Source organism: Paenibacillus hemerocallicola (assembly GCF_006265175.1).
Taxonomy (GTDB): Bacteria; Bacillota; Bacilli; order Paenibacillales; family NBRC-103111; genus Paenibacillus_AB; species Paenibacillus_AB hemerocallicola.
Genome location: NZ_VDCQ01000014.1, coordinates 58,897 through 83,954, shown reverse-complemented (window position 1 = coordinate 83,954; position 25,058 = coordinate 58,897). Strand labels below are relative to the sequence as shown.

The following is a 25,058-nucleotide window of genomic DNA, read 5'->3' as shown; positions in this document are numbered from 1 at the left end:
TGCGGATTTGGAGGCTTTCAGTCGCCGTTAGGATTCGAATGTTTTCGGAGAAGCCTTGCCGGATAAATACGGTACTACATATGCACGATTACTTGGCCCTCTTCCACGGTTACGCCGAACGTTTCCACCGTTACCTCGTACGTTTTCGTTCGCATCGCCGGATCGACGATCATGCAGCCTGTCTTAATATCAAACTCCCATTGATGCCAAGGACATCGAACAATTTCCCCTTCCCGCTCGTACTCGAAGCTGCCCGGGCCGGACGAAACCACCAGCGGCTTGACCAGACCCTTGCACAGCTGGGCGCCTTGATGCGGACATACGTTGCGCAGCGCATAAAATTGTCCATCGAGATTATATACGCCTATGCTCCGTCCGCCCGCTTCAACAATTTTCTTCGAGCCGGGAACAATTTCCGATACTGTGGCAACGACATACTTTTGCGAGGGTACATTCGGATGCGATTGCGACGAGTTCGTCATACCCGCTCCTCCTTTTCTTCCGGTTGGTACGGAGGAAGGTTGTATAGATCCGCCGCATTCTGGTAATAGACGCGGTGCGCCAGCTCCTCCTCCATTCGAGGCAATGCCAGCAGCGGAGAATCGTAATCCCAATGCGGATAATCGCTGCAATACATCATGGTCTCTTTCGCATGCAAACTGTCCATCATATGCTTGAAAACTTCAAGATTCGGCGTCTCTTCGATCGGTTGGGTCGTAACGCGGAAATTTTCGCGGAAATACTCGCTGGGCTTCTTTTGCACCCACGGAGTTTGCACCCGCAGCGACTTCCAGTCTTGGTCGAGCCGCCACAAGTACGGCACGATCCAGAATACGCCCGCCTCTTGCAGCACTACCTTCAGCGTCGGAAAACGTTCGAATACCCCTTCAAAGATGAAGCTGGCAACGTGCGCCATCATGACTTGCGGTCTCGCCGCCCGCGCTTCCGCATAATGGGTGACATGGCCCGCACCTGTCGGCTGCGCGTTCATGCCGGACCCTTCGCCGCTGACGTGAATCGTAAAAGGTAAATGATGTCGAACACAAGCTTCGTAGATCGGGTAGTAATAACGGTTGCCGTATGGGAAGAAGGCTCCGTTCTGTACCAATACCTGCACCATATCGGACCGCCCCCCGACTCGGTCAATCTCCTTCGCCGCCTGTATCGGGTCTTGTTTCGGGATCATGATCGACCCTTTTAACCGACTGTCTTTGGCCAACCAGTGGTCGATCGTGTAGTCATTGTACGCGCTGCAGCAAGCCGCCGCATAATCAAAGTTGATCGTTCCTTGAACGCCCAGGCTCTCCCCGGTCAAAATCCCGTAGTGGATATTGTTCGGGTCCAGATGATGTTCCCGCATATATTCAAGATTGCCCCCGGCCGGTCCTCCGTCCGGCGGGAGCGAATCCACCATTCTTCCGCCGACCCCGCCGTTAAAATGCATTCCGCCCGGCATAGCCTTTCCATAAGTATGGATTAGCTCCCGGTATGCCCGCGGCAAATAGGGCTTCAACACATCGAACCCCGTATAGTGATGTATATCGCAATCAATAATCGGCCGTTTCAGTTTCGAACGTTTGCCGTTTGGTTTAGCGCCTTCCTCTGTGACCTGCATTCTCTCATCCCCTCCAGGACTGTTCTTGTTTATATAACTTATGGCTTGTAAATTCATTATAGCTAGGAGGGGAAACAAAAGATTGCAGATGTTTGACGGGTTTCTGTTCAATAGTTGACCTGTTTCAAACCGATAAGCGGCGCTCGCGCACCTACCCCTTACTAAGCATTTTCTGGCGAAATGACGACGGCGCTTCCTCCGTCAACGATTTGAAGTGACGGCTGAAATGGGATGCGGACGTAAAACCGATCATGTGGGCAATATCGGAAATGGAAGCATTGGGTGCTTCCCGCAGCAGACGTTGGCTTCGGCTATACATGTTGCTTCTGCAACTCGGAAGGCGGCAGTCCGGTTACCTTCTTAAAAATACGATTAAAATAAGCCGGCTCGCAAAATCCAAGGTAATCGGATATTTCGCGAATGTTCATATCGGAGTGGAGCAACAAGTCACTGGCCACCGACACGCGGTGATGGTGCACATAATCGATCGGGCTCTGCCCGGTAATTTCTTTAAAAATAGTCGTAACATAATTCGGGGACAGCCTGACCAATTCCGCCAATTGGCTGACTCGAATATCTTCGTTGAAATGGGCCTGAATATAAGCCTCGAGCTCCGAAACGATTAATTGCCTATGCGCCGGTATGTTTTGCTGTTGAAGCCCCGTCAACATGGAGCAAAACAATTCCATAACCATACCCTGACACGCGAATTCGCGCAAGGGGGACGAGCCCCTCCACTGTCGATGCATCGAAGTGAATCGTTGATGATAATAATCGAACTTGCGCGATTTGAAATGCTGGTATCCCTTAATCACGGATAATTCGTTCAGGAGCTCGTGCCGCGAAGGATCCAGTGTAAAATGAGCGGAATACTTCCGATGGGGCGGGTATGGTCCGTTCGTGCCGAAACGGGTCGTGCCCGGATAAGTAATCAAGATATCCCCCTTCGACAAGGTCAGCGAAACCTCGTCGATCTCATACATGACTTGCCCGTACACAACCAATACAATAATGTACTGGTTGCTGACAAACTTGGATCTGCGCCAGTTTGGAACCAGATTGTCGTAACCGATCCATTGAAGCTTCATCACCTTTCCTCCCCCCTGACGCCAAGACAAACCCAGTATAATATAGCAGTCAACGAAACTCAATTGATCGTAGAATCGTCCAATTCATGTTGTTTTCTTAATGGCACGCAAGCCGGCATGTCCTTTAACATGAAGAAAATAACGATTCACATAGGGAGTGGCGTTCCATGAACAGCTTTGCAGAATCACGAACGATACGAATCAAGGATGAGTATGATGTGATTATTATTGGCGGAGGCATTGCCGGCGTCAGTGCCGCCTTAGCGGCACGACGAAGCGGGATGCGGGTGCTGATTATCGAGAAAGGCGTTGCGCTCGGGGGACTGGCTACCAGCGGCTTGGTCGTTTTTTATCTATGTGCGCTGTGCGACGGCTATGGACGTAAAATCATGAGCGGCATTGCGGAGGAATTGTTGCATCTGTCGATCAAATATGGGTACAACACCTTGCCAAAGGCTTGGGCAAATAACCTGGAGAAAATAGATACGAGGCATCGTTATGCAACGGCATTCAATGCCTACGCTTTCATTCTTGCCTTGGACGAACTGATGGAGCAAGAAGGGATCGATGTGCTGTTCGACACCGTCTTCAGCTCCGCTGTCGTTGAAGACGGCTGGTGCAAGGGAGTGATTGTCGAGAATAAAGAAGGGCGCATCGGATACCGGGCAGCCATGTTCGTAGACGCATCCGGCGATGCCGATCTTATGAAGCGATCAGGCGCCGCATGCGTAGAAGACGGCAATTGGCTTACGTATTGGGCTTACTCCACGAATTTATCCAAGATGGCTTCGGCGTTAGAGAAAAACGACATTTATCAAGGGCTGAAGCTGGAATTCCATGGCTCAAGCAGAACGGGACGCAAGCATCCCGAGGGAATGAAACGGTTTACCATTCATGACGGCATGGAAATTTCCGAATTTGTCAAAGCCGGCCGGAAGCTGCTGCTGGATCATGTCAAACAGTTCGACACAAAAGCGGAATCGTTGACTACGTTACCAACGCTGCCGCAATTGCGGACAACGCGGCGCATAGACGGACACTATGTGTTAACGAATGCGGACAAAAATGTGGTTTTCGAGGATTCCATCGGATGTTCGACGGAAGAAGACAAGCCCTTTCATATTTTCGAAATCCCCTATCGCACCCTGATCACTCCGGGGATACGCAATATTGTAGCAGCGGGCAGAATTATCTCTTCCATCGATCAAGCAAGGGAGTCCACCCGCCTCATCTCGACATGCGCCGTCACCGGGCAAGCCGCCGGCACCGCCGTAAAACTGGCCATAGAGCTCGGCTGTGCGATTCAGGACATCCCTGTCGGGGAGCTGCAGCGAAGATTGGCAGATGCCGGAGCCATCATCCATTATAAACCCGTGCAGGCGAAGTATCCGGGGGCAACTTCCCTAGACCCGGACTATTCACGCCAAGCCGATGACGATAGCTCCATTGATCCGAGCGGCTCTCCAGGACATTGACGGAGGACTGACGCTGCGACTCCCGCGCCCCGCTCCGAACGCGTAATAGACATTTGCCAAGCTGGCGTCGGTTTTCAAACGGCGTCAGCTGGGCGATTTAAAGATCGTGAAAATCGGGCTTACGCTTTTCCAGAAACGCCGTTATCCCTTCTTTGGCATCGCCGGTCATAAATAACTCGCCGAAATATTGCGCCTCCAGTGCCTGACCTTCCTCGCTAGTCATCTTCGTGCCCGCCAAGACGGCATCCAACGCTCGCTCCACCGAGACAGAGCTTCTCTCCAAGGCGATCGCTTCCGCCAGCGCAACCGCTCTGGCCAATACTTCATTCGCCGGGCAGACCTGATTGACCAGGCCTATTCTCGCGGCTTCCATCCCGTCTATGGCTTCCCCGGTCAAGATGAGTTCCAATGCTTTTGCTCTATTGGTCAGCTTTGCGAGCCTCTGTGTACCGCCATACCCCGGAATAATCCCTACCTTGATTTCCGGTAGCCCGAATATAGCCTCTTCTGCGGCAATTCTCATGTGACAGCTCATCGCGAGCTCGAGCCCGCCGCCAAGACAAGCGCCGTTTATTGCGGCGATCACCGGTTTGCGGGATCTTTCAATTTTGTCCAACAAGCGCTGGCCTTCTCTCGAAATCTCTTCAGCTTTCGCTTGATCGTCGAATACTTCCGTCAATTCCTTCAGATCTGCGCCGGCGACGAAGCATTTTCCTTTTCCCGTCACAAGTACCGCTTTAATCTCGACGTTCGCTTGAGTGGAATCGAAAATTTGATGCAGCTCCAATATAGTGGGACGATTCAATGCATTCACCGGCGGGCGGTCGATTACGATGCGGCCTACCCGATTCACTACCTCTACGTGCACATTCGTGAGATTGATACGAATCCCCCTCTCATCTCCGATCATAAATTCACTTAACAAGCTTCAATGACCATAGCAATGCCTTGCCCGCCGCCAATACAGAGGGATGCTACGCCGTACCGCAATTTGCTTCTCCGCAACTCCAAGGCGAGGGAAAGCAATATTCTGGCGCCGCTTGCTCCGACCGGATGTCCCAGGGCGATCGCCCCGCCATGAACATTGGTCTTCTCCCTATCCAACCCAAGAATCTTCTCGACGGACAAATACTGTGCGGCAAAAGCCTCATTCACTTCGAATCGATCGATATCGTGGAGCGCAAGATTGGCCTTAATAAGCGCTGTTGGAATTGCCGTTGCAGGACCAATTCCCATCATCGCTGGCTCTACGCCGGAAACAGCCCAGGAAACGATGCGAGCCAACGGTTTTTTGTTATGCCTGGCTACGAAGGAGCCGCCTGACACAACAAGCGACGCTGCGCCATCATTAATTCCGCTGGCATTCCCCGAGGTCACAGTACCGTCTTTCATGAACGCGGGCCTCAGCTTGCCCAGCGCCGCCAGACTCGTATCCTCGCGAATATGCTCATCCGCTTCAACCAGGAAATTACCTTTCCGATCTGCAATCTCGACCGGAGCAATCTCCTCGGCGAAAACACTGTTCCGTCTTGCGCTCGACGCTCTCCTATGGCTTAAATAGGCGAATTCGTCTTGCTCTTCCCGAGTAATCTTGTACTTTTCGGCCAAATTTTCCGCCGTCATCCCCATGCCGATCCCGCAAAACTCGTCCGTCAATGTCGCCTGCAGCATATCGTCCAATTGCGGGCTTCGGATCCCGGTGCCGAAACGAGATCCGCGCAAAGCAAAAGGCGATAAGCTCATATTTTCGGCTCCGCATGCCAGACCCGCTTCACCCTCACCAAGCATGATCGACTGCGCTGCCGATATGACCGCCTGCATGCCCGATCCGCATAAACGATTCACCGTCAGCGCGGTGCTGGCGACGGGGAGTCCGGCTTCCAAGGAAATGTGTCTGCTCATATAGGACGCATTGCTGGAGGAATGAATCACATTGCCTACAACCGCAAAATCAATTTCGCCAGGCTCAACGCCGCTCCGGTTCATCGCTGCCTTGCTGGCAATGACGCCGAGCTTCGCAGCGCCGACATCTCTTAAGGCGCCGCCGAAACTACCGAATGGGGTTCTCGAACCCCCAAGGATGTAAATTTCCTCCATATGATCTCCTCCCTCCGCTAGCTCCACTTGTCTGTAGTCTCCATATTCCGCAATGCTTTATCATGTTTCGGGGAACCCTAAGAGACCGCATTCCGCAATAAATATTTCAGCACTTTGCCGCCTGGATTGCGCGGCAGCTCCGAACGGATTTCAACCTGCCGGGGAATTTTGTAATCCGCCAGGTGATGCCTGGCAAATTCCTGAATCTCCACCTCATCGACGGTTGTTCCCGGTTTCGGCACGATGACGGCTTTCACCGATTCGCCGAATACGCGATCGGGTATACCTACTACAGCCGCCTCCAACACGTTGGGATGACCGAGCAAAATATTTTCGACTTCCACGGAAAAAATTTTCTCTCCGCCGCGGTTAATCATATCTTTGGCGCGATCCATAATATAAATAAAACCACGCTCATCCATCATCGCGATATCTCCCGAACGCCAGTAATCTCCTTCGAAAGATTTCTCGTCGGCTTCCTCGTTATCCCAGTACCTGCGCACGACATTGGGCCCTTTGATCAGCAGTTCTCCCATCTGGGAAGGCGCGCAGGCTTCCCCGCTGCTGTCGACAATTTTCACTTCGATGACGGGGATCGGCAGTCCGACGGAAAGCATCATGCTTTTGTAATATCTCGGAGGCATAACCGTAGCGGGCGATGTCGTTTCCGTTGCGCCATAGGCATTATAAAGCTGAACGCCGGGAAACTCCCTCTCGAGCTGTTCAATCGTGTGCGGAGACATGGACGCGCCGCCGTATGCGAGAATGTTGAACGCATCGTACCGATATCGATGAAACGACGGGTCGAGCAGCATCATTACATACACAGTGGGAACATTGAACGTAAACGTAATTCGCGCCTCCGACATCACCCGGACGAATTCGGATGATCGGAATCTCCTGACGATGACATTGGCGCCTCCCGTATAAACCATGTGGATCAACTGTCCGACCAAACCCGTAACATGGAAGAAGGGTACGGCATCCAGAGAGCGATCCTGCTCCGTAGTCCCCATAATCCGGCTGTAGCTCATCACCGCATGAATGACACCCGCATGACTGCCGACGGCTCCCTTGGGAACCCCCGTCGTTCCCGATGTATACATAATGTACAGCGGTTCCTGTTCATCCATATTCGTGTGGGGAGCCGGTTCCGCCGGAGCGATTAACCTCTCGAAAGGAACGAACCCCTCCCGTTCTCCGCCAACTATAAATTTAGCGGATACCGAATCGATAGCCGCCACTTTCTCGGCGAATTCCATATCCGTAATAAGCGCCATACTGCCCGATTGCTCCAGCATAAATTGAATTTCCTTTGGCGCGAGCCGCGTATTTAAAGGAACGGCGATCGCTCCGATTCGCGAGCAGGCGAAAAAAACAAGAGCGTATTCCATGCAATTCCCTAACAAGATTGCGACCCGCTCGCCTTTCCTCACCCCGTAACCGCCATGAAGCCGACTTGCAATATATTCAATGAAACGGTGCATTTCCTCGTATGTTAAACTTTCATTGTGCATGACCAATGCTTCCCTATCGGGGAATCGGGTCACTGTGCGCTGCAGAAGTTCATTCACGCTCCTGGGGCGCTCCGCGTACACCAGCACATCCCGTTGGAAGACCGACTCTCTCACAACCCCCGCCATCTCCAGCTCACTCCACATGCGACATCCTCCTAGCGGTAGGAATAAAAGCCTTGACCCGTTTTCCTCCCCAGCATTCCACCCCTGACCATCCGCTTCAATAATGGTGCAGGCCGGTATTTGCCGTCGGCAAATTCCTGGTAAAGCACTTCCATGACATGCAAGCACACATCCAAGCCGATGAGATCGGCCAAAGCCAACGGCCCCATCGGATGATTCGCCCCCAATCGCATGGCCTCGTCAATATGTTCCGCTGACGCTATGCCTTCCGAATAAATAAAGACCGCTTCATTGATCATCGGCACAAGCATTCGGTTGACGACGAAACCGGGAGCCTCTTTTACTTCGACTGGCTTCTTGCCGATGGACAGAACAAACTGCTTGCTGGTCTCCACGATATCGCTGCGCGTATGAATCCCTTTCACGACCTCTACCAGATTCATTACCGCCGGAGGGTTAAAAAAGTGAATGCCGATAACTTGATCCGGACATTGCACGGAAGAAGCGATCTGACTGATGCCCAGAGATGATGTATTGCTGGCCAGCACTGTTTGCGGTGAAGCGATCGTTTCCATTTGTTGAAACACTTTCTGCTTGACATCCATATTTTCGGAAGCCGCTTCAATCATGATGTCGAAGTTTTCCTCCGGCCATTCCGTCGCCGTCCGAATGCAGCCCAACATTTGCGATTTCTCCGCTTCGCTAATCTTCCCCTTGTCAACTAATCGGTTAAATTGACGGTGAAGCGTGTCCAAACCTCTGTTCACTTGTTCTGCGGATATATCCATCAAGGTGACATCGTGCATATATCGGGCGATTACCTGGACAATGCCGGTGCCCATCGTTCCCGCGCCTGCGACTATCACTTTGGACATGTCGCCCCACTCCTCTTGTACATGTTTATTTGGCCAACCAGCCGCCGTCGACGTACAGGATATGTCCCGTCATGTAGGATGAGGCTGAGGAAGCCAGAAATACAACGGGTCCGGCAAGCTCGGATACATCCCCGACCCTACCCATCAGCGTGCTGTCGACGATCTCCTTGTAACGAACCGGATCTTCGAGCCACTTCTCCGTCATGGGGGTTCGGATATAGGCGGGAGCGATCGCATTGACCTTGATGTTGAAGCGCGCAAGCTCTGCCGCCCACACCTTCGTCAACTGGTTGACGCCCCCTTTGGACGCGGCATAGCTCGATTGATTCGGCATCGCGGCACCGCCCAGGACCGATGAAACGTTGACGATGCTCCCGGAGTTTTGTGCCGCCATCTGTTTGACTACCGACTGGCCCACCAGGAAGATGCCTTTCAAATTCGTAGACATTACGGCGTCCCAATCGCTCTCCTCCACTTCCAGCAGAGGCTTGCGGATATTCATCCCGGCGTTATTGACCAAAATGTCGATCCGCCCGAACCGCTCCGCCACCGAGCGAACCATCCGATCCACTTGCGCTTTATCGGTTACGTCCGCCTGGAAAAAATGCGCTTCCCCGCCATGCTCGCATAGCTGCCGGGCAGCTTGGACCCCGTCCGTTTGGTTCCTCCCGGCAATCGCCACCTTGGCGCCGGCGCGGATTAAGGCCGATGCCATTCCAAAGCCGATCCCCTTACTTCCCCCGGTGACAAGCGCTGTTCGTCCTTGCAAATCAAATGGCGATACCATCCTATTCGGCCTCCGGCATCTGATGCCGCTCGGACTTCCCCACGATATTCCGGGCGAGCTGCTTTTTCTCATTCCAATTGATCGAGCGCTGCACAACGACCCGTTGTGCCTGAGGAGACCCCGCTCCATGCATGCATTCGACGATGGGAGTCGCCCCCGTCATGTTCTCGATCAACCGCCCCATCTTGATGCGCTCTACCGGGTCGACATGCTCGCCTGTTTTGTAATACTTCCTTATATATCCGGAAACTCTCGGGTTATCCAGCTCCTGCTCGGAGGGGATGGTGGCGATAAACCCGCCCGCGATATCTTGGGCCAGTCTCGTAACTTCGGGATAGTAGCGTCCCGTATTGTATTTGGAAGTATTCGCAATCAATGGGTCAACGAATGCTGCGCCCGACTCCAGGGTCGAACAGTTGTAGGAGCACGCCAAAGCTCCGCCGTACATCGTCTCCACCAGATGAGCCATCTCCGCCAGCTTGTCTCTGACATGTCCGGCTTTCAGTACGCCGTGCATTTCGGCAACTTCCGTGGTGGCGCCGATAAGGACATCCAGATTGCCGGCCTTGCAAGCGCCGTAGTTTTGCCGGTGATAAGACGCGAACCGGTCGACCAAAATACCCGTGAAGTCCGTTTCCCCGCACATGAATACTTGTTCCCACGGAACAAACACATCTTCGAATATGATGAGCGCTTCCCCGCCGACGACGCCATAGACCGGATTGCCCTGATCGATACTCCCTTCCCATTTCCTGCTGTCATTCACCTGTCTGCCGAAAACGTACACGATCCCCAACTCATCCGCAGGGACAGCGAAAGAAACCGCATATTCCGCCTCCTCGGGCGACATGCCCATCCCCGGCATCACCAAAATCTGGTGCGAATTGACCGCGCCGGTCTGATGCATCTTGGCTCCCCTTACGATAATCCCCCGGTCATTTTTCTCCACGACTCTGACGTACAGATCGGGATCGTGCTGTTGAGACGGCCGTTTGGAGCGATCGCCCTTAGGGTCCGTCATCGCCCCGACGGTCATATAGTCATGATCTTGGGTATTGACGAGAAACGATCGAAACCGTTCATGGTAGTTCGTGCCCAGCTTCTGATCCATGTCCCATGTAACGGTATAAAGCGTGATCAGCGCATCCATCCCGACGCATCGCTGAAAGCATGTTCCCGTAATTTGTCCCGCAACCCGCAGCATCTGCGCTTTCTTCACCAGATCCTCCTGATTTTGCGGAATGTGCGTCCATCGGTTGATCGTTTTGCCCGTCAGATGGGACCGGGCTGTCCCCAACTGCTCGTATTCCGGATCGGTACCGAGCTTGTAAGTCACAGACGCCGCATGAATATGCGGACGCATCGCCGGATGATCCACGACATTGTCCACCCGGTCGCCCATGAAATAAACTTCCTTCTGCTGCGATCGCAAGCTCTCGACATATTGCTCAGGCGTCATCATAGCAGTTCTCTCCTTTCTTGTTTCGGTAAAACCGTCTGTGATTCATCAAATCCGGTTTATGAATGTACCGTCAATACGATTTTCCCAATGTTACGATTATTTTCCATATACTCATGCGCGGCCATCGCCTCTGTCCAGTCGAACACTTTATCCAACACCGGCACCAGCTTGCCCGAGGCAAATCTATCGGCAGTAAAACGCACGAACTGCTCGGTTAAGGCTATTTTGTCCGCATACGAGCGCGAACGCAGCGTGGAAAAAATAAGCTTGATTCGTTTGGCCATGAACGAAGTGATGTCCAATTGCTCTACCTTGCTGCCTCCCAAACCGCCGATGAGCACCCATCTGCCATCCGGGCCGATGCAGCGGAAATTTTGCTCCCAATAGGAGGCGCCGATCGGATCAAGAATGACCTGGGCTCCGCGACCGCTCGTATATTCCAACACTTTGGCGGCGAAATCTTCTTCATTGTAATTAATCAAGTAGTTGGCTCCAAGCGACTTGCATACTTCCAGCTTTTTACCGGAGCCCGCAGTCGCAATCGGGACCGCACCCGCTTCTCTGGCCAATTGAATGGCGGCAGTCCCGACGCCGCTGGCGGCGGCATGTATGAGCACATGCTCGCCTGCCTTCAGTCCGCACAAGACGAACAAATTCAAGTAGGCAGTCAAGAACACTTCCGGAATCGCCGCAGCTTCTTCGAAGGAGAAGTGTTCCGGGACGGCCATGGCCATCCCGGAAGGAATGACCGACTTGTGCGCATAACCGCCGCCCGGCAGCAAAGCGCACACCCTGTCCCCTGTCTTCCAGCCTTGCACTTGACTTCCCACTCGTTCCACAACACCGGCCATTTCCAATCCAATAATGTCCGACGCCCCCGGAGGCGGCGGGTATAGGCCTCTTCGTTGAAGCAGGTCGGCGCGATTTAGCGCCGTCGCTCGCACAGAAACCAATAGTTCGTCATCGCCCGGAACGGGTTCCGGGGTATTTCCTATATATAGCCGTTGCGCCGACTCATCCAGCAAAATTGCTTTCATCGTTGTGTCTCCTTATTGTATGGGATAGCCGCATGCCTTCAATAGCGATTCCTGCACAAGCAATTCATGCTCAAGCGTGTAGGGGTTTTCGATTTCCCCTCGAACGATACGCGCGAACTCGATAAGCTGTGCATCGTAACGCTTGCCCAAAGGCGGCAGCGGCACCTCCTGATAACCGGCTTGAAAGCCGCCGCGCGGTTGTGCCAACGCCATCCGCAGCTTCGGCGATTCCGTCAGACGGTGATGCGGAGGTTCGATGGGACGGATGTCGATCGTGCCTTGATCGCCGCAGACGACGAGCTGTCTTCTGGAAAATCCCTCTACCTCGATCGCCGAGGAGCGGATGCTCACCACGGTTTTCGGATATTCCAGCACGGCAAACCCGTTGTCGTACAAATCGTCCTTTTCCGGTTGCGTTCTGCGTTGGTAAGGCGTGATGTTGTCGGGCTTCCCCAGCATGCTGAGCGCCAGATCGATCAGATGCCCGCCGAAAATGTACATATTGCCGCCTTTGTAGCGGGCAAGCCATTCCCGGGCATTTTTGTCCTGCGTAATGCTCATGACGGCGTGAACTTCAAAAATTTGGCCGAGCCAGCCTTCGCGGACAGCCTGCAAGCAAAACCGGATCGCCGGGTTCGTGCGGTACATATAGCCGAGCTGCACCGTCAACTTTTTCCTTCCCGCCTCGGCCAGCATTTCCCTGAAGGGGGGAAGCGTTTCTCCGCCGGGCTTATCCAAATGGATGTGCATCCCTGCGGCGATGCAGCGGGAGGCTGTCGGCACGAGATCGAATTCGTCGTTTTCCACAGCTACAGCCTGAAGTCCGGGAGTGTTCAACAGCTGTTCTTCCGTCATCCACGGCAAGTCATTATAAACGGCCTTGCCTCCATTTTTTTCGCGCCATACCGGGTCGGGCTCCGCTACACCGACCACCTCGAAGATGTCTGAAAGCCGTCTCAAAGCTTCCATCTTCCCCGCTGCATGAACATGACCGACACCGATCTGACCGATTTTTATCTTCCCCTTGCTCACTTCTCGCATTTCAATTCCCCCTGTTGATCTTCGTCCAGTCGAATACGATCCCGAGCGGAGCATGTTCTTGTTCCATAAGCCGCGTATACACCCTGGACGCTTGCTCGGGCGAGACCACTTCGGATATCATCGGCGATACGTTCAACCTCCCGGCGGAGAGCAGGCCGAGCACGGTGCGGCTGTCGTCCTGATGTGTCCAATATCCGGGATACGAGTCGCGATCTGGCCGAACGAACGTATGAGCGCCGATGATCGAAATTCCTGTTCTATGAACGTCTTTGTAAAAATCGATGGAAGTGTCGCTGACTCTCGTACAGCCTAGCAAAACGATGCGTCCCTGGCGCGCCGTGCTGGCCAACGATTGATTCAATGCTTTGGCCGCGCCGGAAACTTCGATGACCGCATTCACATTTTTGCCTTTCGTAGCCTCCCGCACCTCGTCTGCAAACCCTTTGTCCGTTGGGCAGAAGGCATGATCTGCGCCAAACTCCAGGGCGAGCTTGCGTCTATTTTCGCTTAAATCCGCGGCGATAACCGGCAAGCCTCCGCTTAATCGGGCCAATTGGGTAGCGAACAACCCCAATATCCCTTGACCCATTACCATCACCGATTCGCCCAGCTCCAGGCGAGCTTTGCGTACCCCTTGCAAGGAAATGCCCGCGATGACGGCAAAAGCGGCTTCCGTCGATGATATCGATTCATCGTCAATTTTCACAAGCGCTTCGGCCGACTTGATCGCGAGGCTTGCATGTCCGGTAAAATAGCCGATCACACGGTCGCCTGTCCGTAAATGCTTCACGTCTTCGCCCACCTCGACTATACGCCCGACAGAGCTGTATCCCGGTCTTTGCGGGAAACGATCCGACGTGTTCGGCATTGCAGTGAGCCATGCTTTTTCCGTGCCTGCGCTGATCGCGCTGAATTCCGTTTCGATTAAAGCCTCTCCGGACTTGAGCGGACGTACGGTATAATATTCAAGCTCGATTTGACGCGGGGCAGGCCAAATAATCCGGCACCCTTTCATAGGTCTACACCTCTTCCTTATTGCGAATCGTCAAGCGTTTCTTCATTCGAAGTGTACGTCATTATTTCAAGCAGATAAAATATACATTATTCATACCATTATGAATTTTTGTCATACCAGAGCTCGACTCCAATGATTCCCATTTATTATTTTCCCTGAAGCGTCAAAACTCTTTGATTCATTTCCTCGGCCCATTTTCTCAACGCTGTATTCGTATCGCTCACGTTAAATATAACATCCAACATGGCGCTCGATACGCGGGCTCCCCAGCCGGAACCATTCAAGTCGCCGATCCATGTCGCATCCGCATAATTTTTCGGCCAGAAAGCTTGCACATTTTTACCTTGGAATTGCGGTTCATTTTGCCCGAAGGCCGCCCTGATCTTGGGATCTTTTAAAGAAGTCAGGAAATGGCCCTTTTGGGAAGCCTGCATCTGAAACTCTTCCGAGGTCAAGTAATTCAACACTTGGAACGTATCCTCCGCGTGTTTGTTCATCGAGGTGATGAACAAATATTGCGGATACGGTTGCGGTCCGAGATCGGTGCCGGCAAACACCGGATGGCTTACGACCCCCCACTTCATGCCTTGCAGGTCGATATCCGTGTACAAGGATGTAACCGTCGGGAGCATCGCCGAAGTATGATCGTGCGTAAACCTTTTGACTTCCGCGGTCCATGAAAGTTCGCTTCTTTTCAATGTCGCGTACGCGGGGTCACTGTAAAACCTCACAAAATAGTTGATCCAATCTGTCCACCTCGGGTTCGTATCCAATGTTGATTTCACAGTGGTCTGGTCAAGCAGCGGCATCGACCACTGGTTCAGAAACGATTCATGCAGAGCATTGAAACCGAAGCCAAAGTATTGCGTTTCGCCCTCTTTGCGGTTTAATCGTTTCGATAATTGATACACATCGTCCCATGTCATGCCATCTTTGGGATAAGATACTCCGAATTTGTCGAAGATATCTACATTGTAATACAACGCTTGCGGCGCAACCGCAAACGGCAAACCCATTATTCCTTTCCCGCTCCCGGCCATCGATTCGGCCTGTTTAACGATCGCATCGGGAAACCGATTCATGTTGTACTCATATTTTTTGATATACGGGGAGATGTCTAACTGTAATTGATTTTTCATTACATATTCATAAGCTGTACCCGCGGAAGCCAACACGACATCTATTCTTTCTCCCGATGCGAGATACTCTTCTACCGAAGCAGGCAATTCGGGATTCTCCGTTGTTTTACTGGAGGTAATTTTCACGGTGATCCACGGAAATTTCTGTTTAAGAGCTTCTTTAAAAACAAGATCAAACTTGTCCTGGGCCCAGCCTGCCGGATCCGAAGTATAAAATATCAACTCGAATGGCGTCTTGTCCTCTGTCTTGCTCGACCCTTCACTTCCCCCTTCCTTACTGCATGCGCTTACAACCATCAAGGCGATCAATCCGGTTCCTACAAGACTCATCCGTGTTTTGTTGTTCATTCGCACACAAACCCCTTTTCTCGTGTAATGATTTTGGAATAATTCGTCCGGAATAGTCAACCGATAAGGGCCTCCATAAAGCTTCCCCTGAAATGTAGTGTACTTCATGCAACGAAACCGATAAAATATATATTGGTCATAGCAGCATGAATTTCTGTCATATCGGAGAACGATCATTTACGCAGCATAACTTATTCGCCAGCCTCTATTTGTTGACGACCACGGTCAGCTTGTCGCTTGAAGCGACGCCCGCATAGTTGACGAGCTCCGCCCGGTACACATAGGTGCCGGAGCCTTTGTTTGCGATGCCCGTTACAGCCGATTGTGCGGAAGGCGTATGCTCCGTCAACGTCTGCGTATCGATCAGAACCTCGTTCTCGTATAAGCGATACGTCGCTCCGTTCGTTCCCCACCACATATTCATGTTCACTTGAAAGCTGCCGTCTCCATCCCAATTATTATGGGCCAATACCGGCTTGTCCGGGGCCGCTTTTGTGACGGTGACGACATGCGTATCGCTGCTCGTTGTACCAAACGCATTCGCAAGCTCCGCGCGGTAACGATAGGTGCCGTTCGGCTTGCCGCCAATCGCGGTTACGACCGTCTGTGCAGCAGGGGTACGGTCGGTTAAAACCTTCGTGTCCACCGGCACATCGTTCTCGTACAACGTATAGATCCAGCCATTTTCTCCATGCCATAAGTTCATCGTGATATCGTAAGCTCCATCCGGTATCCCGTTATCGTGACCGTTGTTATCGGCCAGCACCGGTATGCCCGGCTTGGCGGTGCTGTTCGTTGTTCCGTACACCTGTACGGTAACGGCATCCGAGACGAGTCCCCCGTATGTCGCCGTCAGTACCGTCGTACCGGCGTTCTTGTACAGGATCAGCCCCGCAGTCGATATGTCCGCAACGCTCGGGTCCGAGCTTGCATAGCGAGCCCAAGCTGTAACATCGATCGTCGTGTTGTTGCTGTAAGCTGCCGTTACGACCGTTTGTTTCACCGTACCTGCCTGTGCCGGGGAAACCGCTCCCCCAAAACTTATGGATGTCATGACGGGTGCCGCGCTTCCAAAACCCGACACTTTCGCCGACAGCGGAGTACGGTTCACACGGACCGTATATTCGGTCTCCAGAGGAGCCGGCTGACCCGAACCGTTGCCGATCGTCACTTTATGATGATCGGTATAGTACGGCTCGACAATGGACACCCTGCCGCCTGACGCATCGGCTCCCAGGCGAGCCTGGTAAATGATCCACCGCTTACCCTCCGCGTCTGTAAAAATCGGGCCGGTGCCAATTCCGTTAACCGTGCTTGAACGAGACAGAATCGGCGTCGGATTTTTCACCCAACTTGACGCGTCAAACGGATCTCCTCCCCTAAACTTCAAAAACCCGATCGAATAGTAGATCGTCCAGTACCCGCTTGCCGAGTAAGCAAGATACACCTCTCCGTTCTTTCCATATACCGCCGTAGCGCCCTCGACCACTTTCGGATACCATACGTTAGGATCCGTTGAACTCTGTCCGTATCCGCCCATTTCCCACTCGTACTCGGGTACGGCTATGATGGTAGGCTCTCCTGTAACGGTCCACGGATTTTTAAATTCGGTTATATTGATTGTCTGGTGGAAGTCCGGCGTGCCGCGGCCTTCCTCACTGACGTACGTAAAATATACCTCACCGTTAATTCTCATTACGGATATTCCTCCGGTGAGCTCGTCATTGTTGAATGACGGATTATCCTCATTGACCATCCGGATCGGTACGTTTACTTCTCCTGTTGCGGGATTGCCCCAGCGTCCGAGAAGATTGTCCCCGTCAAGACACTTGAGTACCTGCTGGCGCTGATTGGCAGTCGTACCGTCATCCATTCCAACAAACATGTACCAGCCTGCGTTTTCCGCTCCTACGTCAGCCGTTGAAAAATAGTGAATTTCAGGCGACCAGAGATTCTTTCCAGTTGTAGGTTTGAATATGGTATAACCGGCCGATGTTTGTAAGTCCGGTATGTTCGCTGCCTTATGCAAGGCGATTGAGGACCCGGCCGTCGCGGTGTAATAATAAAATCCGTTATAGTAGAACAAGTACGGGTCCGCGCTGGGACGAAGATAGTTTGTAAAGGTGATCGTGCCCTCAGGCTCTTTGTCCATATCGAAGTCAGGGCTTATCGCAAGAGAACTTGTCATGCCGCCCCCGTATGGTTCCGTTCCGTTAAAATCTGTAAGATGGCTGAAATCGCCGCCGTTCAGGTTGACGTGGTACGTTCCGTTAATGATGGTCGATTGGCTGCGCGCAGGGCCGATCATGCCCCAGAACTCGCCGCCGTTGATGTTGAACACAACATCGTATGAAGCGCTGTAAGCTGCGCCGTCCTCCTCATACACGGCAAACAGTCCTTGCTTGAATACTCCGCCGTTCACCGTAAGCTTGATTGTGCCGGTAGTCTGACCTCTCTGTGCTCCTGCAACGTATCGGTTGAACGTACCGCCGTTAATTGTAATATCAATGTTCAAGTCGCTCGCAACGGATCTTGTGTAATCTGTGCCTCCGCGAAGAACTCCCCAGTTTCCGCTGTTGACTACAAGACGTATATCCGGCGTTGCCACATCGCGATTGTGTCCGCCTACGATGTGGATGTACGATGTGCTTCCAAGCGTAAGCGTCGTGTCCACACCATCGCCTATTGTAAGCGGTTTCCCCATTGCATATAGGATTGCTGCAGCAGGAGAATTGAACTGCAGCTTCTCTATGACGGTCTCGCCTCCAAGAAGCAAATTTTTCGCAAGATCAATGACAGCTCCCTTGCTTCTGTAATCCATATCATGGTCATAAGAAGTTAATGTTACCTTATAATCATGCGGATTTACCGTGTACGTCGCATCGATCGTATACATTTCGCTTATGACGACATAGCCATCCTCTCCGAGAAGCGCGATCGCCTCGTTCAGATCTCCGAGCGGACTGACGGCACTGCTTCCGTCTCCCTTTCCGCCGTCCATTACATATATATATTTGTCTGTTATCTTGTTGTCGAACAGACCCGCAACACCGGCTACCGTTGCTGCGTACGCATCGGGATCGTATATCAGCGTTCTTTGCGCCGATTCTTGGCCCCATTCCGAAGCCGACAAGCTGGCCACCTGCGTGCCGGACAGCTTCAGCGTGACGTTTTTATCAAGTCTGTCAAGGTTTACCGTATTCACGCTGCCGCCGTAAAGACGAAGAGTCAGAGATTGGGTAATATGCTTCGCTGAAGAATACATCGTACCGATGCTTCCGCCATAAACCGAGGTTTGCGCATGTGCTACATGATAGGGGTCTGTTGTGCCGGACCATAGATTGTCTATCCTGCCTCCGTTGACAACAATTTCAGCAGTTCCGGAAAAATCAGCGTTAATGTCAGCAATACCGATTACATGTTCAAACGAGCCGCTGTTGATCGTTATGGAAGACTGGTCAGCACCGCCGAAAACGGTAATCCCTTGCGAACGATCCGTGACAACCCCGTCGCCGAATGCAAGATTGCTTCCATATGCTGCGAGCGTAAGCTTGTTTTCATGGGAAATCTTTATAGTTTCAAACGTGATACCGCTTTCAAACTTTACGTTTGCATCGCGCGGGAATATAATCTTGCCCGATTTATCACCTTTAACGGTAATATTCCCATTTGCCTGCGGCACAGAAGCTCCCAAGTCCCAATTAACCGAGCCATTGACATGAATCGTTCCGCCGCTTACCTTGAGATACTCAAAAGCCTTCTTCAGACTTGCGCAGGGATAGATCTCCGTGCAGCCGTCTCCGCCGGCGCCCTCGCGAACAAACACCTGCGCAAAGTTTTCCGCCTTGTCAAAGGACTGCTCAAGTGCTGCGATCTGAGCTGCGGTGTAATAAATCGAATTGTATCTAACGGTCTTCTTGGAGCCTGCTTGAATGGCGCGATTGTGGATGGTGTCGTTATAGTAGCTGACCAAAGCATCGCTATACGTCGCCCCATCAAGTGTAAGTGTTGCGTCTCCAATGACGTTGTTCACATCAATAGTCGTAACCGTTCCGCCCAGCAGCTCAATATGTGCCGAACCGGTAAGGTATCTGGATACGTCTCCTCCCGCGTTAATCTTGGCGATCTTACCGCCGGTTACACGGATCACCGTATTTTCGGAACCGTGATTGTACAAGGAAGCCCCATAGATCTCCGTAATATCTCCGCCGTTTACCGTAATGTGAGAAGTACCGAGATAAAACTGCGTTGCAATCCCCTTGGTTCTTGTAAACCCGGCTATCTTATAAAATGTACCGCTATTGATCGTTACGTGCGAGTCAAGATCAAGTGGAAGGCTGTTGCTATTCGGCGCCTGATACCCTCCGACAACAAATAGTTGCCTTGCTCCCGGCGACGAAGTGCTTACGGTAGTTACTCCCTCGTCAAAAACAATTGGATTGAACTGTGCGGCAAAGATAGTCCATGAAGCGGTCTCGATCGTGAGATTGCTAAATGTAGTAGGACCCGAAAGTCTGTACACCGTTTCGCTTGACCCTACGAAAGCAAGCGCCCCGCCGTAATCTTGCATGCCGTCGTGGGAAGTAAGAGTGACGACTGCGCTATGCTGCGGCTCGGTGTAATCCGAGGCAATGTTATAATCGGATACAAGAACGATTTTACCGCCTCCTGTACCCATTTCCCCGATTGCCCGGTCAAGAGTTTTGAACGACGTTGATGCAGACTCGCCGGAATTCGTGTCTTGCCCTTGCGAAGCGTCCAGATAAACCGTTTGCTCTCCGTCTGCATAGGCGTTGGACGTCAATACAGCAATGCTTGCAGCCATCATCAATGTGAGAAACAATGTCGTTATAATCACATGCATGATTTTCTTCATGTATTCACCTCATCATTTGCTAAGCTTCTCGGAATTCGTTTTCCATTGCTGCATTCAGCGCAGCGTTTTTACTTGGGCCTGTATTCCTATTCGGAATCGCTTCGTTTCAAACGCATCATCTCCCTTCCCGGTTGAATTCATCATGAAAACGTTTCATACTTTGAAGTGTACTTCATATATGCAAACCGTTAAAATATACATTATTCATACTACTATGAATCATTGTCATACCGCTTTAGCGAACTTAAACTTTCTTTAACGTTCAAAAAAACCCGGCGGAAGCCGGGTAATACACCTCATATGAACCTTTTGTCGCTTTGAAGCAAAATAAGTGTTCATCTCATGCTGATTCCCAAAACTCCGAGACTGTTGCCGCCGTCGACAAGATAGTTGGCGCCTGTACAGAAGTTTGCCGCGTCCGAAGCGAGATAAAGAATCATGCCTCCGATATCCTCGGGAACAGCCGTTTTATCCATAACAGACTGAGAGTTCCAGTTGTGGCCGGACTCACGCGGAACGACCCCGGGGGAAACCGCGTTTACGTTGATGTTGGATTTGCCAAGCTCAATGGCAAGCGTTTTTGTCATGGCGATAACGCCGCCTTTTGCGGCGCTGTATTCCGCCATGTGTTTTCTTCCCTGGGTGCCTACGGTGGAAGCAACATTTATGATCTTGCCATAACGACGCTTGACCATCTCGCGCGCCGCCGCCCGGTTAAACCAGATGACTCCGTAAAGGTTTATACCTATCATGTTTTGTATCACCTCGTCTGTCTGATCGATCAGAGGCGCGCAAAGCTCACGCGCGCTTCCGCCCGCGCTGCATACGAGAATATCAATCTGCCCCCAAAGCTCCATTGCTTTTGCAACTGCCGCATCAGCTTCGACAGATGATTTTACATTTACCTGCATAGGTACCGCAACGCCGCCTTTTTTTGAAATCTCATTACAGACTGCTGCGGCATTTTCAAAATCATAATCGCAAACGAGTACACTGCAGCCCTCCTCGGCGAGCATTTTTGCGGTCGCGCCTCCAATACTTCCCCCGCCGCCTGTGACAATCGCGGTCTTTTTGTCGAATCTCATCCTCATATTTGAACTCCTTTATCAACGTCGGACCTTTGTCCGCTGACACGATTATAGAAATGTGAACCGCGGCAAACAATACCACAAACGGTATAAAACTATGCTGTAAGAAACAAAAGATGTTTTTTGATCCAGTTTGAGATTGACAAGGGAAAAAGCTTTACTTATGATTCCATCAGGGGAGATTTGAAATGGAAAGCGTGGCGCAGGTATGAATAGCGTTTATTTTGACATCAAAAAACTGTGCTCTGTGAAACTTGACAGACAAATAATGCATAAAGTGTATTCAAACCGTTCACGCCGTCATTGGGCAATTTCGGTAAAAACCTCGGGAAAGATCCTATTTCACGGAGGCGGAAAACAATTTGTGCACGACGAGTATCACGTCATGGTACTACCGCGTGCGAGCGCATACAGCTTTGTCAATGTTGAGCCGGGTGATAACATACTGATTGACTTCGAGCTTAACGATGAGCCGCAAGACAGAGAAATATTTCAGATCAAGGTGACAAATCCGACGGCGTTGCACTCTGTATGCGCGAGATTTGAAGATCTTTTTCCTCTGAGCAAAGCGGGAGCGGGCTACCGCGGAGTCGCCGTACTTTATGAATTGCTCGCGGTAATTGACGAGCAGCTTGCCGTTGAGTACGCTGACCTTTCACGCGCGGAGCTTATCCGTGCAGGCGTTCAATACCTTAAAAAGAATTTCAAGAGTCCAACCGTATCATCCTCTGAGGCTGCGCGCCACTGTCGTATGTCCCCTGCGTATTTCAGACGGATGTTCGGCCGTATTTACCGAATGACTCCCACCGAGTATATTGGCACTCTGCGCTTAGAATGCGCAAAATCGCTGCTCAGCGGTGAGTTTGAAAGCGTTGAGGTAGTCGCACAAGCGTGCGGTTTTTCAAATCTTTCTCATTTTTACAAGAGCTTTGCGCAAAGCACGGGAATGACACCGAAAAAATATGCAGCAAAGCATACCTTGTTATAACTAAACGATGCCTTTTCTTAATAATTTGAAGTGTACTTCATAAATCCAAACTGTTAAAATATACATTAGTCAGACCACTATGAATCATTGTCATACCGGAGGGAGCGTCATGCACATCGAACAACTGCGGTATTTGGTTGAAATTGCACGAACAGGCTCAATCTCGGCTGCCGCGCTCAATCTGCACGTGTCCCAATCCGCAATCAGCAAGTCGTTGCTGCGACTCGAACACCATTTATGCTTACCGTTATTTAATCGATTGCAAACCGGTGTCGCACCTACGGAAACGGGAAAGCGCTTTATCGAAAAAGCCAATGAAATCCTGGAAAAAATGCAAGAATTCGATGAACTGATCGAGGAATGCAGCGGCTCCGCCAACAACAAAATATCGCTGGCCTGTGTTCCATTGTTCACCCCAATACTGTCGGAGTCCCTGGAATTGCTGATGAAGAATAATCCGCAATCGCAGATTGATATCACGGAGAAGAAATCGAAGGAAATTATGCAAGACGTCATGCATCATGCCATTCATATAGGCTTTATGGTCGTCAACCCGGACTTGATGAGCGAGCGCGATTTGAAATACGATGTTTTGCTGGAAAGCGATATGTATGTGTGCGTCAACAAAAGCACGCCACTAGCTAACCGGGAGCGGTTGTATCCGGAGGATCTGCTGAATCTAAGCCTCATCAGCTACAATTGCAATATGGTCGATTGGCTGAACTTTTATTTTAACGATGACTCTTTCCAATATTCCCTGGTGACAAACAATCTGGATTACATTAAACGCAAGGTTTCTCAGGATTCGGTCATCAGCATCATACCCGAGCTTATTATTAGCAATCATAACTTTCTGGCGAACGGCGACATAGTAGCCGTCCCGCTGCTGCTGAACGATCAGCCGTTCAAAATGCAAGTCGCTTCGGTACGACTAAAGAAGCACACCCTGTCCAGAATCGCGCGGGATCTGCTCCAAAACGTGAAATTATCCCTTCGAACGACCGATTAAGAGACGATAAAAGTGGGTCATGCCTCATACGGTGGAGGTAATCCATTCTGCTTGGAAGAGCTATACATGGATCAAAAGAAAGGCTGGAGAGAGCTCGCCATCGCTCGATTGCTGCAAGCCTCCGTTCGTATGGAGCGCATTCATGCTCAGGAAGCAGTTGATGTTGGACGATCCGAAGTTGACAGTCGTGGAAACGGCGATGTGAATTATTAAATAGGGTAAACGATACTACGGGCAGAGTATACGGTTACCCTATTATCGAGGAAACATTCCGCAGCTTACCGGATGCGGTCAGTCTGCGCGCTTTACCACCCAACCGGATTCACGTCGGACAAGGCCGAACGCCTCGTCATCCAGCTGAAGTCCAAACCCGGGTGAATCCGGAATAGTGACAAAACCGTCTTCTATACGATAGGCTGAGCCGTCAAGCCCATTCACGTCGGCATGATCCCATTCTACAAACTCGAAACCTTTGACGGCTGCGGCCAAATGACCGTTCACATAGTTACCGATAATATTACCGTAGCTGTGCGGCGCGGAGCCTGCTCCCCATGCGTCAAGCATGGAGCCCAATGTAAGCCATTCGGAAAATCCCGGGTTAATGATGTCATATTGAACGACATCTATTATTTTATCCTTCGCCCATTCCATCAGACGGGGATCCGCCTGGCCTTCTCCGTCCGCAATCTTCACCGTAATCCGATGCTTCGTCATCCATTCTTTTAAATCTTCATACAACACCCGGTCTTCATGAAACGCTTCCTCAATCCAATATAAAGAGCTATCCTTCGTTTCCATCAGTAATTCCTTCGTCATATTCAAGGTGTAGCCGTTGTTAGCGTCGATCATAATCTTCCCTTCCGGACCGGCAACCTCTCTTACGGCACGAATGACGTCGATGTCCCGTTGCAATCCTTTCCGCGTTTCCATCCAACGGGCTCCCCGACCTACTTTGATTTTGAAATTCCGGTGACCGCGATCTCTGCCTTCTTGCGCCTCACGCTTCATCCATTCGACGGCCGCTAGGTCGTCAGTCAAATGCAATTCGTCAAAGTATAGGGTCGTATCATAACATGGCACTATCCTTTTCCTCTTTATGGGAGGAACGCCGGGTTGATAGAACAAATCGTGCACAGACCGGCCGGTAAACTTACCCAGCCAGTCCAATAGCGGAAACTCTAGCACTCTGAAGCTTTCCTTGACAGCACCGTTTTCGTAAAACATTTCCTGTACAGGGGTACCTGCAAGCTTCTGAGCCTGTTCCTTGCTTATTCTCGAAATGCCGAATCCCGTCGTATCCCCGACCCTGATTTTAGCAATGCGGGCGACCGGATTTTTACCGTGTGCAGCAAGTCTCGCGTTGCAGCCCGCTTCTCTTGGACGTTCCCCTGGAAGCATCGCCCATTCGATTTCATCCAACCGATACGACTCTTGCAAACTTGTCAAATCCATAGGTGAGACCCCCTCCTTTATTGTTT

At 51.5% G+C, this 25,058-nt stretch carries 21 protein-coding genes; 4 read left to right on the top strand and 17 right to left on the bottom strand.

Translation table 11 applies throughout. The features are described 5' to 3' along the window. Positions 1-74 precede the first annotated feature (74 nt). The 4 genes from FE784_RS12455 to FE784_RS12440 all read right to left on the bottom strand — a co-directional run bounded on the left by FE784_RS12455 (position 75) and on the right by FE784_RS12440 (position 2,703). Positions 75-482, bottom strand: coding sequence for a Rieske (2Fe-2S) protein (locus FE784_RS12455; RefSeq protein ID WP_139602523.1), 408 nt, complete (start codon positions 480-482; stop codon positions 75-77). Further along, the gene (locus tag FE784_RS12450; RefSeq protein ID WP_176706154.1) at positions 479-1,615 is read right to left on the bottom strand and encodes an amidohydrolase family protein; all 1,137 of its coding nucleotides are present in this window, start codon (positions 1,613-1,615) and stop codon (positions 479-481) included. The genes FE784_RS12455 and FE784_RS12450 overlap by 4 nt, the downstream gene beginning before the upstream one ends. A 151-nt stretch (positions 1,616-1,766) precedes the next feature. Next, positions 1,767-1,934: a helix-turn-helix domain-containing protein gene (locus FE784_RS42830; protein ID WP_139602521.1), complete on the bottom strand. Its 168-nt coding sequence runs from the start codon at positions 1,932-1,934 to the stop codon at positions 1,767-1,769. After that, a complete protein-coding gene (locus tag FE784_RS12440) occupies positions 1,927-2,703 on the bottom strand; it encodes a helix-turn-helix domain-containing protein (RefSeq protein WP_139602520.1) in 777 nt (258 codons plus the stop codon). The genes FE784_RS42830 and FE784_RS12440 overlap by 8 nt, the downstream gene beginning before the upstream one ends. Positions 2,704-2,870: 167 nt before the next feature. Here FE784_RS12440 and FE784_RS12435 point away from each other — a divergent pair, with 167 nt between their 5' ends. Next, positions 2,871-4,178: an FAD-dependent oxidoreductase gene (locus tag FE784_RS12435; protein WP_139602519.1), complete on the top strand. Its 1,308-nt coding sequence runs from the start codon at positions 2,871-2,873 to the stop codon at positions 4,176-4,178. A 97-nt stretch (positions 4,179-4,275) separates the two neighbouring features. On the opposite strand, the gene FE784_RS12430 is transcribed toward FE784_RS12435, so the two are convergent. The 12 genes from FE784_RS12430 to FE784_RS12375 form a co-directional block, all read right to left on the bottom strand. Further along, positions 4,276-5,088 carry an enoyl-CoA hydratase-related protein gene (locus FE784_RS12430; RefSeq protein ID WP_139602518.1) on the bottom strand — a complete coding sequence of 271 codons (813 nt, stop codon included), beginning with the start codon at positions 5,086-5,088 and terminating at the stop codon, positions 4,276-4,278. 8 nt (positions 5,089-5,096) lie between these two features. Continuing rightward, positions 5,097-6,275 carry an acetyl-CoA C-acetyltransferase gene (locus tag FE784_RS12425; protein ID WP_139602517.1) on the bottom strand — a complete coding sequence of 393 codons (1,179 nt, stop codon included), beginning with the start codon at positions 6,273-6,275 and terminating at the stop codon, positions 5,097-5,099. Between the two features lie 77 nt (positions 6,276-6,352). Next, a complete protein-coding gene (locus FE784_RS12420; RefSeq protein WP_246132005.1) occupies positions 6,353-7,936 on the bottom strand; it encodes a class I adenylate-forming enzyme family protein in 1,584 nt (527 codons plus the stop codon). Positions 7,937-7,947: 11 nt separating this feature from the next. After that, a complete protein-coding gene (locus FE784_RS12415; RefSeq protein ID WP_139602516.1) occupies positions 7,948-8,790 on the bottom strand; it encodes a 3-hydroxyacyl-CoA dehydrogenase NAD-binding domain-containing protein in 843 nt (280 codons plus the stop codon). 25 nt (positions 8,791-8,815) lie between these two features. After that, positions 8,816-9,577 carry an SDR family NAD(P)-dependent oxidoreductase gene (locus FE784_RS12410; protein WP_139602515.1) on the bottom strand — a complete coding sequence of 254 codons (762 nt, stop codon included), beginning with the start codon at positions 9,575-9,577 and terminating at the stop codon, positions 8,816-8,818. 1 nt (position 9,578) lies between these two features. Further along, entirely contained in the window at positions 9,579-11,039 is a 1,461-nt protein-coding gene (locus FE784_RS12405) for a 4-hydroxyphenylacetate 3-hydroxylase family protein (RefSeq protein WP_139602514.1), read from the bottom strand. Positions 11,040-11,095: 56 nt separating this feature from the next. Beyond that, a complete protein-coding gene (locus tag FE784_RS12400) occupies positions 11,096-12,076 on the bottom strand; it encodes an NAD(P)H-quinone oxidoreductase (RefSeq protein WP_139602513.1) in 981 nt (326 codons plus the stop codon). Between the two features lie 12 nt (positions 12,077-12,088). Beyond that, positions 12,089-13,117, bottom strand: a complete 1,029-nt coding sequence (locus tag FE784_RS12395; RefSeq protein WP_139602512.1) for a Gfo/Idh/MocA family protein — start codon at positions 13,115-13,117, stop codon at positions 12,089-12,091. 1 nt (position 13,118) lies between these two features. Continuing rightward, positions 13,119-14,132: a zinc-dependent alcohol dehydrogenase gene (locus tag FE784_RS12390; RefSeq protein WP_139602511.1), complete on the bottom strand. Its 1,014-nt coding sequence runs from the start codon at positions 14,130-14,132 to the stop codon at positions 13,119-13,121. Between the two features lie 146 nt (positions 14,133-14,278). Next, positions 14,279-15,619: an ABC transporter substrate-binding protein gene (locus FE784_RS12385; protein ID WP_176706153.1), complete on the bottom strand. Its 1,341-nt coding sequence runs from the start codon at positions 15,617-15,619 to the stop codon at positions 14,279-14,281. Positions 15,620-15,824: 205 nt separating this feature from the next. Beyond that, entirely contained in the window at positions 15,825-20,495 is a 4,671-nt protein-coding gene (locus tag FE784_RS12380) for a hypothetical protein (protein ID WP_139602509.1), read from the bottom strand. A 335-nt stretch (positions 20,496-20,830) separates the two neighbouring features. Beyond that, on the bottom strand, positions 20,831-21,580 hold the full coding sequence (locus FE784_RS12375) for an SDR family NAD(P)-dependent oxidoreductase (protein ID WP_176706152.1): 750 nt from the start codon (positions 21,578-21,580) through the stop codon (positions 20,831-20,833). Between the two features lie 211 nt (positions 21,581-21,791). On the opposite strand from FE784_RS12375, the gene FE784_RS12370 reads away from it, so the two are divergent. The 3 genes from FE784_RS12370 to FE784_RS40820 all read left to right on the top strand — a co-directional run bounded on the left by FE784_RS12370 (position 21,792) and on the right by FE784_RS40820 (position 23,793). Continuing rightward, entirely contained in the window at positions 21,792-22,571 is a 780-nt protein-coding gene (locus tag FE784_RS12370) for a helix-turn-helix domain-containing protein (protein WP_139602507.1), read from the top strand. 109 nt (positions 22,572-22,680) lie between these two features. After that, positions 22,681-23,580 carry a LysR family transcriptional regulator gene (locus tag FE784_RS12365; protein WP_176706151.1) on the top strand — a complete coding sequence of 300 codons (900 nt, stop codon included), beginning with the start codon at positions 22,681-22,683 and terminating at the stop codon, positions 23,578-23,580. 66 nt (positions 23,581-23,646) lie between these two features. Then, entirely contained in the window at positions 23,647-23,793 is a 147-nt protein-coding gene (locus FE784_RS40820; protein ID WP_176706150.1) for a hypothetical protein, read from the top strand. A gap of 78 nt (positions 23,794-23,871) precedes the next feature. Here FE784_RS40820 and FE784_RS12360 read toward each other — a convergent pair whose 3' ends face one another. Beyond that, a complete protein-coding gene (locus tag FE784_RS12360) occupies positions 23,872-25,032 on the bottom strand; it encodes an enolase C-terminal domain-like protein (protein WP_139602505.1) in 1,161 nt (386 codons plus the stop codon). Positions 25,033-25,058 lie beyond the last annotated feature (26 nt).